The organism is Streptomyces sp. MS19, from assembly GCF_047200595.1.
Taxonomy (GTDB): domain Bacteria; phylum Actinomycetota; class Actinomycetes; order Streptomycetales; family Streptomycetaceae; genus Streptomyces.
The window spans coordinates 160,102-174,927 of sequence record NZ_JBJZOH010000009.1 but is presented as its reverse complement, the minus strand read 5'-3'; the positions used below and the strand labels follow the sequence as shown (position 1 = coordinate 174,927).

The following is a 14,826-nucleotide window of genomic DNA, read 5'->3' as shown; positions in this document are numbered from 1 at the left end:
GTGGGGGCGCGGGCGTCAGGGTGCGGGTGTCAGGGTGCGGGTGTCGTGACCGTGAACGGCGTCCCGTCGCCCAGGTGCAGGATGCCCTTGCCCGGCGTGACCTGCTCCGCCGCGGCGCTGCGCGGCAGCTTCGCGCCGATCAGCTCGCCCGAGCGGTGCGTCGCCGGGGACAGCAGCACGCCGCGCCTGGCCTTCTTCGCCTCGACCTGCCAGCCGGAGAAGCCGCCGCCGATGTCGCCCTCGTCGCCGCCGAGCACCAGGTAGCGGCCCAGCTCGGAGCCCTGGGTGATGACCGCCCGCAGCTCGGGGTCGGCGTCGCAGCGGCGCAGGTCCTCCGCGTCGTCCACGAACACGACGATCGGGTTCTCGCGCGACGACGTGCTGAGCGCCTCGCGCACGTCCTCCTCGGACAGGTCGTCGCCCGTGAACACCCGCACCACGCCGTCCCTGCCCGCCAGTTCGCGCAGCGGCGACGGGCGCGGCGCCGCCACGACGACGCGCACCCCCCGTGCCAGGTACGAGTCGGCGAGCATCGACAGGACCGTGGAGCGGCCCGACTTGGCCGGGCCCGCCACGATGAACGCGGGCGTGCCCTGCGCGAGGTCGGGCCCGTAGCCCATCAGTTCGTCGCCGCCGACGCCGATCAGGCCCCACAGGCGCGACTCGGAGCCTTCCGGGTCCCGCTTCTCCCACGCGTCCGCGAAGGTGAGGCGGCTCGGCAGCACGTCCACGCGGAACGGGCGGCGCGCCCGCGCCACACCGCGGTCGCGCTCCGCGGCCCACTCGCCGATCGCCGTCAGCGCGGCGGCCTGCGCCTGCCCCGACAACTCCTCGGCCAGCACGGCGATCTGGATCTGGGTGGCGGCCTGGTTGCGGAACATCCGGCCGTCCGGCACGTCGTCCGGGACCTTGCGCGAGGTGAGCCCCACGCCCGAGTAGTCGCCCTTGTCGGCGAGCCGCAGCGCGTACTTGTCCTCGGTCAGCGTCGCGATCCGGCCGGACAGGACGGTGCGGTCGCCCGCGACGATCATGTGGATGCCGACGCTCGCGCCCTCGCGGAAGATGGTGAACAGCTCGTCGGACAGCGACCCGTGGTCCACCTCGCCCAGCGTGCTCGTCCAGCCCTCCCAGCGGTCGAGCAGGACGACGATGTGCGGCAGCCGCTTGCCCGGCTCGGCGGCGGCGCGCTGCTCGCTGACGTCGGCGAGCGCGTCGGCGGCGAGCAGGTCCTGGCGGCGGTCCATCTCCTGCCGCAGACGGCGGATGAGGCGGCGTACGCGTTCGACCTGGTTGCGGGTGACGACGGCGCCGCAGTTGGGCAGCTTCGTCAGGGCGTTCAGCGCGCCGTTGCCGCAGTCGATGCCGTAGAGGTGCACGTCCTCGGCCGAGTTGACCCAGGCGAGCGACCCGGCGATGGTGCGCAGCGTCTGCGACCTGCCGCTGCGCGGCGCGCCGCCGATGATCATGTGCCCGAACGTCTTGAAGTCGATCGCGACCGGGCGCCGCGCCTGCTGCTCCGGCAGGTCCTCGACGCCGTACGGGGCGGCCGGCAACGCACCGGCGGGTGCCGGGTGTTCGAGGTCGCGCAGCAGGACCTGCTCGTCGAGCGCGGGCAGCCAGGGGCTGTGCTGCTTGGTGAAGCCGAGCTGCCTGTCCGCCTCGATCACCGCGTCCACCAGGACCTTCAGGTCAGTGATCTCCTCCTCCTCGGACTTCGCGCCCGGGGGCTTGCGCAGCCGCGCGCGGCCGAGGCCGTTCCAGTCGAGGACGGCCGACCAGGGCCGCGCGACGGCCGGATCGACGGCGCCCGGCCGCCGCCCGCCGACCCGCCCCGACTGGAACGGGACGAGCGACGCGTGCCCGAGGCGCACGTACGCGCGTCCCGGCGTGGACTTGGCGATGAACCCGGCGTCCGGCGCGTCGATGACGTCGGTGGACTCGCTGCCGTCGGTGACGCGCAGGGCGATGCGCAGGTTGGTGTTGGCGCGGATCTCGGGCGAGACGACGCCGCTCGGCCGCTGGGTGGCGAGCAGCAGGTGGATGCCGAGGGACCGGCCGCGCTGGGCGATGTTGACGAGGCCCTTCACGAAGTCGGGAAGTTCGCGGACCATCGAGGCGAACTCGTCGATCACGATGAGCAGGCGCGGCATCGGCGCGAGCTGCCCGGGGTTGCGGCGCACCAGGTCCTGGTAGTCCTCGATGTCCTTGGCGCCGACGCCCGCCAGGATGTGCTCGCGGCGGGTGAGTTCGGCGCCGAGGGAGGCGAGGGCCCGTTCCACCAGGTAGTTGTCGAGGTCGGTGACCATGCCGACGGTGTGCGGCAGCTGCACGCAGTCCTTGAACGCGGAGCCGCCCTTGTAGTCGACGAGGACGAACGTCATGTTCTCCGGCGTGTTGGCCACGGCCAGCGAGGCGACGATGGTCTGGAGCAGCTCGGACTTGCCGGACCCCGTGGTGCCCGCGATGAGGCCGTGCGGCCCGTCGCGCCGCAGGTCGATGGAGAACGCGCCGTCGTAGCTCTCGCCGATGACGGCCTCGGTGGACTGGCCGCCGAGGCGCCAGCGCGCGGCGATGGCCCCGGCGGTGGGCGGCTCCATCTCGATGACGTCGAGCAGGCGGCTCGCGGACGGCAGCGCCGCGTCCTCCGACTCGCCGCTGATGTCGCGCAGCGGCGCGAGGGAGCGGGCGAGCAGCTCGCACCACTCGGGCAGCACCCAGTCGGGCCGTACGCCGCGCACCCGGAACGCGCCCGCCTGCTCGACGCGCAGCCGGTCGGCGCTCGCGGCGGGCAGGGCCTCCTGCGCGGCGGCGCCCGGGACTGCGCCCGGGACGGCGCCCGGGACGGCGAGGAAGGTGTGGAAGCCGGTGGCGTACCCGGGGTTGCGGGGGGTGCCGCCCCCGGGCAGCGGCCGGTCGGGGTTGGGCTCGGCGACGACGACGGCCTGGCACTCGCCGGGCAGGAACCGTTCCTCGTCGTCCACGCAGATCGCGAACATGGAGGCGGCCGGGCCCTCGCGCAGCAGCCGGATGACGCCGGGCAGGGAGCGCATGCGGCGCGAGCCGTCGAGGACCACGACGATGTCGGCGTCCTTGAACGTGGTCTGGCCGCTCGACCTGGCCTGCTTGGCGGCCTTCTGGCGGGCGTCGAGCAGCTGCGTCAGCTCGGCGATGCGGGCGCCGACGGTCTCGGCGTCGGCGCCGACGAGGGTGTTGGTGTCCTGCTCGGCGCCCGGCCTGGCGTGCGGGAGCCAGCGCAGCCACTGCCAGGAGTACTGGCCGGAGCCGTCGGTGAGGACGTACAGCTGGACGTCGGTGGGGCTGTGCAGCGCGGCGATCTGGCCGAGGGACCAGCGGGCGAGGGCGCGGGCGCTGTCGCCCTGCCCCGCGTAGCCGACGACGCCGAGGGTGCGCAGCGGCAGGGTGACGGGGGCGTCGGCGATCTTCCAGGCGACCTGGCGCTTGTGCTCGTCCTGCTCGGGGTCGTTGAGGACCACCTCGGAGTCGGCCTCGACGGTGCCGACGCGCAGCAGCAGGTGGTCCTGGTCGGTGCGGCGGCGTTCCCACAGGCGGGTGCGGGGGCCGGTGGCCTGGGCGAGGACGGTGGCGGGGTCGGGGGCGGCGTGGCGGCGGGCGAAGCGTTCGGCGATGAGCGCGTCGCGGGCGTCCTTCTCGATCCTGGCCTTGCGCTCGTTGTACTCGGCGACCTTCTGCGCGTGCGAGACGCGCCCGCGTTTCTTCTCCATCGCGTTGTTGGACAGCAGGAGGATCGGGCTCATGAAGGCCATCAGCAGGAACTGCCAGCGGCCGGTGACGTACGCCATCGCGACGGCGCCGACGAGCGGCAGGACGGCCATCAGCCAGGGCACGGGCCGTCGTTCGCGGTCGCCGGGGGGCCGGGGCAGGTTGAACTTCGTCTGCCGCTCGGGCGGCAGGATGCGCGGCGGCCGGTTGTAGTCGAGCCCGGCGCCGTCCTCGGACACCTTGAGGGCGGCGTCCGGCGGGAAGTACGGGGTCAGCTCGAACAGCGAGTCACCGACGGCGAGTTGCTTGCCGAGCTTCCAGTCGGCGCGGTCGCCCTCGGTGTGGACGAACGGTTCGCCGTCCATCGTGGGCTGGTCCTGCGTGTAGACGGTGACCTTGCAGGTGCCGTCGGCGGCGACGCGCAGGGACATGGCGCGTTCCGGCAGGGAGGCGTCGGCGACCTGGATGTGGACGCCGGCGCTGTTGCCGATGTCCACACGGCCGGTGTTGACGCGGTGCACGGCGCCCGCCGCCGGGCCGCCGACGACGCGGAGTTCGACCGTGCCGGCCGGTTCCGCGGGCCAGCAGCCGGTCGGGTTGTGCAGGCTGACGACGGTGCCCTCGCGCAGCGGCGCCTGGGCCAGCGTGAGCGAGGGGTCGAGGTACTCGCCCGCGACGTACAGCGGGACGCCGCCGGGGGTCCCGGGCTGTCCGCCGTACGCCGGGGCTCCCACCGCGGACATCAGTTCGGGGGCGAGTGCGCCGAGTTGCGTCTCGGCCGCCGCGTCGACCACCGTGTCCGCGCTGCGGCCTCCGACCGGGTCCACCACTGTCAGGGTCAGACGCACGCTGTTCCTCCCGTTCCCCGCCACAGCATTCGTTCTCTCCTGGGCAACGACCATAAGCCCATACGGCGTATCGGTGACACCGTGCGAGGACCGGGTACGGAACGGTTACGAAGCCGGGGAACCGTCACGGCCGTTCCCCGCGTCCCCCGGGGGGAACGGGACGTCCCGGCGGCCGCCCCAGCGGGGTACCGCCGCCCGTCGTCCCGGACGTAGGCTGAATGTGACCGGCCCCTGCCGGGACACCGGGGCCGCGTCGCAACGGGCAACTCAGCGGAGGGCTCAGGTCCGCCGCTTCGGCAGAGGAGGGGATGCGCCATGGCTGGCGACATGCAAGTCACTTATCAGGAGATGCGGGACGCGGGTCAGCGGCTCAAGTCCGAGTGGCAGACGCTGGACGGCAAGCTCGACGAGTTGCAGTCGTACATCGAGGGCCTCGTGTCGGACGGCTATGTGACGTCCAAGTCCTCGCGCCGTTTCGACGAGTCGTACCGCGAGTTCACGACGGGCGCCAAGAAGGTCCTCGAAGGCCTTGAGGGCATGGGCGGCTTCCTCGTGACCGCCGCCGACACCCTGGAGGACACGGACGCCGGGCTGGAGAGCTCGCTCGGCTGACCGCGCCGGTCGCGACGGGACGGTACGGGAGTGCGCGCCGCGCGTTCCGTACCGTCCCGTATGGTCTTCCCGGCCGCGACACGGTAGAACTTGGGCCATGTGCTACGTGCCCGACTTCCGTTTCAGCCGCGAACAGGTCGCGGAGGCGGCGGGGAAGGATCCGTGGGGGCGTCAGGAGGCGTTCACCACCGAGGTCGATCCCGCCGCGATCGCCGACAGCGCCGTCGCCTACGGGCGTGCCGCCCAGGAGTCGGACGAGGTGACCGACCTGGGGCAGCGCGCCTCCGAGATCGCCGCCGCGTCGGGCTCGGCCGACGGCGCCTCCCTCGTGGACACGGACGGCCGTGTCGCCATGACGGTCAGGGACGCGGACCCCCAGGGCATGTACGGCGCCGTCGACATGCTCGTGCGGGCGATGAACCTCGCGATCGACACGGCCGACACGGTCGTCGCGCTCATCGAGGACGACGGCCTCGACCACCGGATCTCGCGCCTGTCGGCCGAGGCCGTGGACGAGTGGAACGGCTGGAACGCCGCGCTCGCCGCCGCGGCCCCCGCCGGGAGCCGCCCGGTGCCGCTGACCGACAACTCCGTGCCCGGCATGCTCGCGCCACCCCTGACCATCGCCCACGGGGGCCGCGTCCACATGGTCTTCCCCACACTGGACGGCACGCAGGCGACGTACGTCCTCCCGGCCGCGCTCGGCGACGACATCAGGGACCGCCACCTGAAGAAGGCGGCGGACGAGGCGCGGACGTACGACAAGGACATCGAGGACGAGATCACGTCCTACCGCCGTACCCTCGCCGAGCTGGGCCACGCGCTGGACGAGAAGTACGTGGACCTCTCCGAGGGCCCGCTCGACATCTTCACCACGCCGCAGATGGCCGAGTTCGCGGGCCGCGAGGTGGCGAAGGAACTGGAGAGGGAGCGGCCGGACGCCGAGGCGCTGGAGCGCTGGACGGCGATCGTGGCGGCGGTCGTGAACGACGTCCTGCCGCCCGCCCCGCCCCTGCCGGGGGAGGACGGCGCGCCGACCCGCGTGATGACGATGTGGGAGTCCAACTACCTGCGCACGTTCTACGACCAGCTGGAGCCCGAACACCTGAGCACGCTGGGCCGCTACCTCTACGAGGACCACGAACTGCTGCTCGACCAGCAGAAGCCCAACCTCCAGTACGCCGACTACCACCGCGACTACTCCGGCGCCGAGGCCCTGGCCGACGGCATCCAGCTCCTGATGAACCCGGCGGCCGGCGGGATCGACCCCGCCACCCCGACCGGCCGCGACGCGGTGCCCGAGGCCATCGCGCGGCACGTGTACGGCCCGGCGCGGGAGCACCCCGGCGTCGAGGGGTCGGACGAGGCGCTGCACTTCGGCACCCTGCTGAGCACCACCAACGTGGCGTCGGGCGAACAGTTCAGCAAGGACCTCCTCAGCCTGGCCGACGTCCTCGGGAAGCAGCACACGATCCCCGGCACGTACTTCTCCGACAGCTACCGCGAGCACTTCGGCGAACTGGAGAAGCCGCCCTACCGGCACGGCGAGTTCTGGAGCCTGTACGAGGGCGTCTCGGGCTTCGAGTGGGCCGCCCGCCGCAACGCCGACTTCGCCCCACCCGGCGCGGACGCGGACCTGCAATGAGGCGGGCCGCACGGGACGCGGCGCCGCGCGGGGGCGCGTGTCCCCGGCGTACCGGGCGGCGGGTGTCGTCGGGCGCCGTCACGAAGGCCCTGGCCGGGGTCGTCCTCGGCCGCCCCGTCGCCCCCGGCCTCCCGCTGGTGTCCTGGGAGCGGCCCGGCCGCGGACCGGTCCATGTCCGCGGCGTGATCCTGGCCGCCTGACGGGCGCGGGCCCGCTCCGCCGGTGCCGTCCGGAGTGCGGGCGCGCCGTGAGGTGCGTCCGTCCGGGGCATTAGTGTGCTCGGCCAGGCATGTCGGTCGGGTGAACGGGCGGGGAGCGGTGGTACGGGGGCGGCGGAGTCTGTTCGACATGCATCCCGCCCGCATGGTCGCACTCGCCTTCGGCCTGGCGGCCCTGTTCGGCACGGCGCTGCTGTCACTGCCGCTCGCGGCGGCCGACGGGCGGCGGGCCGGGCTGGACACGGCCCTGTTCACCGCGACCTCGGCGATCTGTGTCAACGGTCTCACCGTCGTGGACACCGGCGGGTACTGGAGCGGGTTCGGCGAGGGTGTGATCGTCGCGCTGGTGCAGATCGGCGGCCTCGGCATCATGACGCTCGCGTCCCTGCTGGCCCTGCTGATCGCGGGCAAGCTGCGGCTGCGCATGACGCTCCAGGCGCAGGCCGAGTCGCGGATCGGCATCGGTGACCTGCGGGCGGTGCTGCTGCGGGTGGCGCTGGTCACGGTCGTCGTGGAGCTGGTGACGGCCGCGCTGCTGGCGGCCCGCTTCCGCCTCGGGTACGGCGACGCGTGGGGCACGGCGGTCCACCACGGCGCGTTCCACTCCGTGATGGCGTACAACAACGCCGGTTTCGGCCTGCGCGCCGACAGTCTCACCCCGTACGCCGGTGACCCGTGGGTGCTGCTGCCGGTCGCCGGGGCCGTGGTCGTCGGCGGCATCGGCTTCCCCGTGATCGTCGAGCTGCTGCGGCACCGCTCGCGCCGCCGCGCCACCGGGCGGCGGCGCGGCTGGTCGCTGCACCTGAAGCTGACGCTCGTCGTCTCCGGGACGCTGCTGACGGCCGGGACGGTCCTCACGCTGGCCCTTGAGTGGGCGAACCCGGGGACGTTCGGCCCGCTCGGCGTGGCGGACAAGGTGCTGAACGCGTTCTTCCACTCCGCGATGGCGCGCACCGCGGGGTTCAACGCGACCGACATCGCCGCGATGGAGCCGGCGACGCTGCTGATGACGTGCGTGCTGATGTTCATCGGCGGCGGCGCGGCGAGCACGGCGGGCGGGATCAAGGTGACGACGTTCGCGGTGCTGGCGGCGGCGATGCTGGCGGAGGTGCGGGGCGAGCCGACGTCCGGGGTGTTCCGGCGGACGCTGGCGCCGCATGTGCTGCGGCAGGCGCTGACGGTGGCGCTCGCCGGGGTCGGCCTGGTGATCGCCTCGACGATCGCGCTGCTGACGATGGTGGACGCGCGGATGGAGTTCGTCCTGTTCGAGGTGGTCTCGGCGTTCGGCACGACGGGGCTGTCCACCGGGGTGAGCTACGATCTGCCGCCGGTGGCGCAGCTCGTCATGGTGGCGCTGATGTTCGTGGGCCGTGTCGGGCCGATCACGCTCGTCTCCGCCCTCGCCCTGCGCGACCGCACCCGCCGCTACCAGCTGCCGGAGGAACGGCCCATCATCGGGTAGGCACACGCCATGAGCAACTATCTGCATTCCATGCGCCGCCGACGCGGCAAACGCCTCGCGCAGCAGAACCGGGCGGCGTCGGACGGCGACGACCAGCGGATCGCCGTCATAGGTCTCGGCCGCTTCGGCAGCTCGCTCGCCGAGGAGCTGATGCGGCGCGGCTGGGAGGTCCTGGGCGTGGACCAGGACGAGCGGCTGGTGCAGCAGCACAGCGACGCGCTGACGCACGTGGCGGTGGCCGACTGCACGGACGCGGAGGTCCTGCGGCAGCTGGGGGTGCACGAGTTCCCCAGCGCGGTGGTGGCGATCGGCACGCACATCGAGGCGAGCATCCTCGTCACCTCGAACCTGCTGGACGAGGGCGTGCCGAACATCTGGGCCAAGGCGATCAGCCGCCAGCACGGGAAGATCCTCGAACGCCTGGGGGCGCACCACGTCGTGCTGCCGGAGCACGAGATGGGCGAGCGCGTGGCGCACCTCGTGACGGGGCGGATGCTGGACTTCATCGAGTTCGACGACGACTTCGCGCTGGTCAAGACGGTGGCGCCGGACGTGGCGACGGGGGTGCCGCTGGGGGTGAGCGCGGTGCGGACGAAGCACGGGGTGACGGTCGTCGGCATCAAGCGTCCCGGGCAGGACTTCACGCACGCGACGGCGGAGACCGTCGTGGAGCCGGGGGATGTGATCATCGTGACGGGCCGCACGCAGGCGGTCGAGGCGTTCACGGAGCTGAACTGACGTGGGCGACGGGTTAGGCTGTAAAGGCGCCGTCAAGATCTGTTCGATTGAAACGGCGAAGGTGCGCCGGGAAGTCTGGTCGGCAGCGTCACGCGCGACGGCGTGGCGTTCCGTGCCGACCCGTGAGAGGCCCCGCCGTATGCCGCGCCGCCGTCCCCTGCCCGTCTTCCTGCGCCTGCGTCCCGACCCCGGGTCGGACGCCGCCCGTGAACGCGACCGGCGCAGCGTCGCCGAGTACCTGCGCCTGGAGACCACCGGCGGCATGCTGCTGCTCGCCGCGGCGGCGCTGGCGCTTGTCCTCGTGAACTCGCCGCTCGGCGACGTGTACGAGGACGTCCGTGACCACCACCTGGCCGTGCCGTTCCTCGGGCTCGACCTGTCGGTGGGGCACTGGGCGTCGGACGGGCTGCTCGCGGTGTTCTTCTTCGTCGCGGGCACAGAGCTGAAGCGTGAGCTGACCGTCGGGGAGCTGCGGCGCCCGGCGGCGGCGGTGCTGCCGATCGTCGCGGCGGTGGGCGGCATGGTGGTCCCCGCCGTGGTGTACACGGTGTTCGCCGGCGTGGGGGGCGGGCAGATGGACGGCTGGGCCGTGCCGATGGCGACGGACATCGCGTTCGCCCTCGGGGTGCTGGCGGTCGTCGGGCGGAACCTGCCGTCGGCGCTGCGCACGTTCCTGCTGACGCTGGCCATCGTGGACGACCTGATCGCCATCACGGTGATCGCCCTCTTCTTCTCGTCGTCGATCGACATGGCGGCGCTGGGCGGCGCGGTGGCGGGGCTGGTGCTGTTCTGGCTGCTGCACGCCCGCCTCCGGGTACGCGGCTGGTACGTGTACGTGCCGCTGGCGCTGGCGATCTGGACGCTGATGTACCACAGCGGTGTGCACGCGACGATCGCCGGTGTGGCGATGGGGCTGCTGCTGCGCGCGACGCCGGGGCCCTACGAGAAGGACGCGCCCGCCGAGCACATCGGCCATCTGCTGCACCCGCTGTCGGCGGGCCTGGCGGTGCCGGTGTTCGCGCTGTTCGCGGCCGGGGTGCACGTGTCGGGCGGCACGCTGTCCGATCTGGTGCGGCAGCCCGAGGCGCTTGGCGTGCTGTGCGGCCTGTTCGTGGGCAAGACGGTCGGCGTGTTCGGCGCCGCCTGGCTGACGGAACGGTTCACCGGCGCCCGCCTCAGCCCCGACATCGGCTGGCTCGACGTCCTGGGCGGCGCGATGCTGGCGGGCGTCGGCTTCACCGTCTCGCTGCTGGTGACCGAGCTGGCGTTCGCGGACGCCGGGGTGCTCCAGGCCGAGGTGAAGATGGGGGTCCTCCTCGGCTCGGTGGTGTCCGCGCTGGGCGCGGCGCTGATCCTGACGGCGCGCGGCCGCCGGTACCAGCGGCTCGACGACGGTCAGGCGACCAGCTGACCGTCCCGGTAGAGCAGCACGCGGTCCGAGCGGGGCACGGCGTACCCCTCGCCGCCCGGCTCGGCGGGCGTGTCCTCGGGGACGACGACCTGGACCGTCCCGGCGGGGCCTTCGAGGGTGACGAGCTGGGTGCTGCCCATGTTCTCCACGACGGTGACGGTCCCGGGCAGCGCCCCGCCGCCCGGTCCTGGCGTGCCGCTGAACGTGAGGTACTCGGGGCGGATGCCGTACGTCACCTCCTCGCCGCCGGTGAGCGTGGCGCGCGCGGGTCCGGCGGGGAGCGGCACGCCGCCGACCGTCACATGGCCGCCGCCGCGTTCGACGGTGCCGGGCAGGAGGTTCATCGGCGTGGAGCCGATGAAGGAGGCGACGAACGTGTTGGCGGGCCGCCGGAAGATCTCGGCGGGGGTGCCGGTCTGGCGGATGCGGCCCGACTCCAGCACGGCGATGCGGTCGGCGAGCGCGAGTGCCTCGGCCTGGTCGTGGGTGACGAAGACGGTGGTGACGTTCAGGTCGCGCTGGAGGCGCTTGAGGAACGTGCGGGCTTCGAGGCGCATGCGCGCGTCGAGGTTGGACAGCGGCTCGTCGAAGAGGAACGCGCTGGGGTGGCAGGCCATCGCGCGGGCAAGGGCGACGCGTTGCTGCTGGCCGCCTGACAACTGCCCCGGGCGGCGCGCCAGATGGTCGCCGAGGCCCAGCTCGCGCGCGGTCTCGTCCGCCTTCTCGGCGCGCTGCGCGGCGGGAACCTTGCGGATGCGCAGGGGGTAGGCGATGTTGTCGGTCACCGTCATATGGGGGAAGAGGGCGTAGTCCTGGAAGACCATGGCGACGTCGCGGCGGCCCGGCGGGGTGCGCGTCACGTCGGCGCCGCCGATGCGGACGGCGCCGCCCGTGGCCTCCTCAAGTCCCGCGATGGTGCGCAGCAGCGTCGTCTTGCCGCAGCCGGACGGGCCGAGCAGCGCGAAGAACTCGCCGTCCCCGACGGTCAGGTCGATGCCGTCGAGGGCGCGTACGCCGCCGGGGTAGTCCTTGGTCAGTCCCGACAGGTCGATGGCGGCCATCAGCGTTTGATCCCTCCGTGGAACCGGAATCCGTACCGGGACGAGACGAGCAGGAACATCAGCACCACCGGCAGCGAGTACAGCAGCGAGAACGTCGAGATCAGCGCCAGGTCGGGCTGGCCGCCCTCGGTGTAGAACGTGTACATCACCACGGCGGCCGGGGACTTCTCCGGCGAGCGCAGCAGGAGGAAGGGGATCAGGAAGTTCCCCCAGACCTGGGCGACGGACCACACGCCGATCGTGGCGAGCCCCGGGCGGATCACGGGGACGACGATGTGCCGGACGATCTGGAGCGGTGACGCGCCGAAAACGCGCGCCGACTCCTCGTACGAGCGTGGGGTCGCGTCGGTGAAGTCCTTGAGGATGAAGATCGCGCTGGGCAGCAGCCCGCCCGACAGGACGAGGATGACGCCGAGCTGGGAGTCGATGAGGTCCAGCTCGTACGCGAGGTTGAACAGCGGGACCATCGCGGCGGTGCCGGTGACGATGGACGACAGGAGCAGCAGCAGGTAGAGCAGCGCGTCGCGCCCGGGGAGGCGGACGCGGCTGAGGGCGTACGCGGCGAGGGCGCTGAGCGTGACGACGACCGCGCCCGTACCGGCCGCGAGCAGCAGGGAGTTGCGCAGGGAGCGGAGCGCGTTCTCGTTGTCGAGCAGCTCGCGGAAGTTGTCGAGGGTGAACTGCGGCAGGGAGACGGCGATCTGCGGTGCGCGGTCGAAGGGCGCGAAGGCCAGCCACAGCAGGGGGAGGGCGAAGAAGGCCATCAGCAGGCAGATGAACGTGTAGCGCAGGATGGTCCGTACGGCCTGGCGGGGGCTCATGACGCGGCCTCCTCGCGTGCGCGCAGCAGCCGGGTGTAGACGAGGGCGATCACGAGGTTGATCAGCAGCATGAGGACGGACAGGGCGGCGCCGTAGCCGAGTTCGCCGCCGAAGAGCGCCGTCTTGTAGATGAAGACGGGCATGACCTCGGTCTCGTCGCCGGGTCCGCCGCCGGTGAGCAGGAAGGGCGTGAAGTCGTTGAACGTCCACAGGCTGATCAGCAGCAGGTTCGTCAGGACGTGCCCCCGGATGCGGGGCAGGACGACGTCGCGCAGCTGCTGCCAGGCGGAGGCCCCCGCGAGGCGCGCGGTCTCCAGCTGGGACGGCGGGACGGTGCCGAGCGCGGCGGCGTACAGCATCATCGAGAACGCGGTGCCGCGCCAGATGTTGAAGACGATGATCGACGCCATGGGGTGCTCCACGAGCCAGGCGGTGTTGCCCGTGCCGAGCAGGGTGTTGAGCGTGCCGCCGTCGCGGTCGAGCAGCGCGATCCACAGGAACGCCACGACGGAGCTGGGCAGGATCCACGCCAGCAGGACCAGGGCCTCGACGATGCGGCGCAGCGGGCCCGTGCGGTCGCGCAGCAGCCAGGCGATGGTGAAGCCGAGCAGCGCCTGGCCGATGACGGCCGAACCGACGACGAACTGGAGCGTGAGGCCCAGGGAGTGCGTGAACTGGTCCTCGTCCAGGGCGCGCCGGACGTTGTCGAGGCCGGTGAACTGCGGGTCGGCGGCGGCGAGTCCGGTGAGCTGGTAGTCGGTGGCGCCGAGGTAGACCGTCCACAGCGCGGGGAAGACCAGGAATCCCGCGACGAGCAGCAGGGCGGGGGCGACGAACACCGCCGCCCTGCGGCGGCCGAGCCCGGCGGCGTCAGTCGCCACGGCCGGTGACCTCCGCGAGCCCCTCGGCGTACGCGTCGGCGGCCTCGCGCGGGGAGCTGTCCCCGGCGGCGACGGCGGCGGTGGCCTCCTGGAGCAGTACCGAGACCTGCGGGTACTCGGCGAGCGGCGGGCGGAAGGTGGTGATCGGCAGGACCTCGTCGGCGATGTAGGTGAGCAGCGGATCGCCCGCGAGGACCTCGGCGTTGACGTCGTCGCGCGCCGTGATGCGGGCGCTGTCGCCGACGGCGGCGGTGATGGCCGCCGCGGAGTTCATGAACTCCAGCAGCTCGTACGCCAGTTCCGCGTTGTCGGAGGCGGGGTCCACGACGCGGACGCTGCCGCCCGACATGCTCACGAAGTCCTGCCCGCCGACCCCGGCGCCCGGCCGCACGGCGGGGATGCGCGCCCAGCCCACGGCCTCGTCGCGGTCGGCCATCGGCGCGGTGCCGCCGTCCGGGTTGAGCACGCTGCGCCAGAAGTAGTCGCCCTCCACGAGGATGCCGACGCGGCCCTCGGCGAACCGGGCGAACGACCGGTCGCGGCCCTGCGTCTCCTGCTGGAGCACCGGATCGCCGAGCCCGCCGCCGTACACGTCCTCGTACAGCCCGAGTGCCTGGACGAGACCGTCGCCGGCGCCGGTCCACGTCTCGCCGTCGTGGATCTCCTCGCCGGTGCCGGCGAGCAGCGGCAGGAGGCCCTGCATGGTGGTGGCCTCGCCCATGGCCGTGCCCGCGTTGAGCTGGAGGGGCACGATGTCGTCCAGCGGGCCGAGTCCGCCCAGCGCCTCGGCGGCGGCGAGCACGTCGTCCCAGCTGGTGGGCTGCCAGTCGGCGGGCAGCCCGGCCTCCTCGAACAGCGTCTTGTTGTAGAAGAGGACGCGGCCGTCCGTGCCCCAGGGGATGCCGTACCGCTCGCCGTCGTACGTCGCCAACTGCTGGACGGCCTCGGGGATCTGCGCCCAGCCGTCCCACTCCTGGGTCGCGGCGGGCAGCGGCTCGATGTACCCGGCCTGCGCGAACTCGCCGACCCAGATGCCGTCCAGCGTCATCACGTCGGGCCCGGAACCCGCCTGGAGGTCGAGCGCGAGCCGGGTCTTGTACTGCTCGTCGTCCACGCCGCTCGGCTCGAAGGAGACGTCCACCTCGACGCCCTGGGCGGCCTGCGCCTCCTCGAAGGCGGGGATCACCCACTCCTCGATCCACTCGGCTTCCTCGGTGTTCTTGCCGCCGGCGACCGCGTTCGCGGAGATGGTGAGCTGCGCGCCCCCACCGCCGTCCCCGCCTGAACCGCCGCCGCAGGCGGTGAGCGCCGAGCCGAGGACCACCGTCCCGGCCAGCGCGCGGACGCGCCAGGTGAGCTTTCCCATCAGCCATCTCCTCGTCGAGACG

Annotated in this window: 11 protein-coding genes; 6 read left to right on the top strand and 5 right to left on the bottom strand. The window is 72.7% G+C overall.

The window, feature by feature from the left end; all coding sequences use genetic code 11:
- Positions 1–29: 29 nt before the first annotated feature.
- Positions 30–4,589: an FtsK/SpoIIIE domain-containing protein gene (locus ACL02R_RS12595; protein ID WP_412796944.1), complete on the bottom strand. Its 4,560-nt coding sequence runs from the start codon at positions 4,587–4,589 to the stop codon at positions 30–32.
- Positions 4,590–4,904: 315 nt separating this feature from the next.
- Between ACL02R_RS12595 and ACL02R_RS12590 the strand changes: the two genes are divergently transcribed.
- From ACL02R_RS12590 to nhaA, 6 genes are all read left to right on the top strand, one after another.
- Positions 4,905–5,201: a WXG100 family type VII secretion target gene (locus ACL02R_RS12590; protein WP_362964663.1), complete on the top strand. Its 297-nt coding sequence runs from the start codon at positions 4,905–4,907 to the stop codon at positions 5,199–5,201.
- A gap of 97 nt (positions 5,202–5,298) precedes the next feature.
- Complete coding sequence (locus ACL02R_RS12585) at positions 5,299–6,846, top strand: hypothetical protein (protein ID WP_412796943.1); 1,548 nt, start codon at positions 5,299–5,301, stop codon at positions 6,844–6,846.
- A 62-nt stretch (positions 6,847–6,908) separates the two neighbouring features.
- The gene (locus tag ACL02R_RS12580; protein WP_412796942.1) at positions 6,909–7,046 is read left to right on the top strand and encodes a hypothetical protein; all 138 of its coding nucleotides are present in this window, start codon (positions 6,909–6,911) and stop codon (positions 7,044–7,046) included.
- A 148-nt stretch (positions 7,047–7,194) separates the two neighbouring features.
- Positions 7,195–8,526, top strand: a complete 1,332-nt coding sequence (locus tag ACL02R_RS12575; protein WP_412796941.1) for a TrkH family potassium uptake protein — start codon at positions 7,195–7,197, stop codon at positions 8,524–8,526.
- Between the two features lie 9 nt (positions 8,527–8,535).
- Positions 8,536–9,264 carry a potassium channel family protein gene (locus ACL02R_RS12570; protein WP_412796940.1) on the top strand — a complete coding sequence of 243 codons (729 nt, stop codon included), beginning with the start codon at positions 8,536–8,538 and terminating at the stop codon, positions 9,262–9,264.
- A gap of 139 nt (positions 9,265–9,403) precedes the next feature.
- Entirely contained in the window at positions 9,404–10,675 is a 1,272-nt protein-coding gene (gene nhaA, locus ACL02R_RS12565; protein WP_412796939.1) for a Na+/H+ antiporter NhaA, read from the top strand.
- Here nhaA and ACL02R_RS12560 read toward each other — a convergent pair.
- The 4 genes from ACL02R_RS12560 to ACL02R_RS12545 are packed head-to-tail and all read right to left on the bottom strand — an operon-like array spanning position 10,660 to position 14,804.
- Positions 10,660–11,736, bottom strand: a complete 1,077-nt coding sequence (locus tag ACL02R_RS12560) for an ABC transporter ATP-binding protein (RefSeq protein ID WP_412796938.1) — start codon at positions 11,734–11,736, stop codon at positions 10,660–10,662. The two genes, nhaA and ACL02R_RS12560, sit on opposite strands and share 16 nt — an antisense overlap.
- Positions 11,736–12,557, bottom strand: coding sequence for a carbohydrate ABC transporter permease (locus ACL02R_RS12555; protein ID WP_362964677.1), 822 nt, complete (start codon positions 12,555–12,557; stop codon positions 11,736–11,738). Before ACL02R_RS12555 ends, ACL02R_RS12560 begins: the two co-directional genes overlap by 1 nt.
- Complete coding sequence (locus ACL02R_RS12550) at positions 12,554–13,438, bottom strand: carbohydrate ABC transporter permease (protein WP_412796937.1); 885 nt, start codon at positions 13,436–13,438, stop codon at positions 12,554–12,556. The genes ACL02R_RS12555 and ACL02R_RS12550 overlap by 4 nt, the downstream gene beginning before the upstream one ends.
- On the bottom strand, positions 13,428–14,804 hold the full coding sequence (locus ACL02R_RS12545; protein WP_412796936.1) for an extracellular solute-binding protein: 1,377 nt from the start codon (positions 14,802–14,804) through the stop codon (positions 13,428–13,430). Before ACL02R_RS12545 ends, ACL02R_RS12550 begins: the two co-directional genes overlap by 11 nt.
- Positions 14,805–14,826: the final 22 nt, after the last annotated feature.

Coding starts and splice junctions, on each gene's coding strand:
- ACL02R_RS12560 (WP_412796938.1), bottom strand. CDS start 11,736: ATGGCCGCCATCGACCTGTCGGGACTGACCAAGGACTACCCCGGCGGC.
- ACL02R_RS12590 (WP_362964663.1), top strand. CDS start 4,905: ATGGCTGGCGACATGCAAGTCACTTATCAGGAGATGCGGGACGCGGGT.
- ACL02R_RS12555 (WP_362964677.1), bottom strand. CDS start 12,557: ATGAGCCCCCGCCAGGCCGTACGGACCATCCTGCGCTACACGTTCATC.
- nhaA (WP_412796939.1), top strand. CDS start 9,404: ATGCCGCGCCGCCGTCCCCTGCCCGTCTTCCTGCGCCTGCGTCCCGAC.
- ACL02R_RS12585 (WP_412796943.1), top strand. CDS start 5,299: ATGTGCTACGTGCCCGACTTCCGTTTCAGCCGCGAACAGGTCGCGGAG.
- ACL02R_RS12545 (WP_412796936.1), bottom strand. CDS start 14,804: ATGGGAAAGCTCACCTGGCGCGTCCGCGCGCTGGCCGGGACGGTGGTC.
- ACL02R_RS12575 (WP_412796941.1), top strand. CDS start 7,195: ATGCATCCCGCCCGCATGGTCGCACTCGCCTTCGGCCTGGCGGCCCTG.
- ACL02R_RS12570 (WP_412796940.1), top strand. CDS start 8,536: ATGAGCAACTATCTGCATTCCATGCGCCGCCGACGCGGCAAACGCCTC.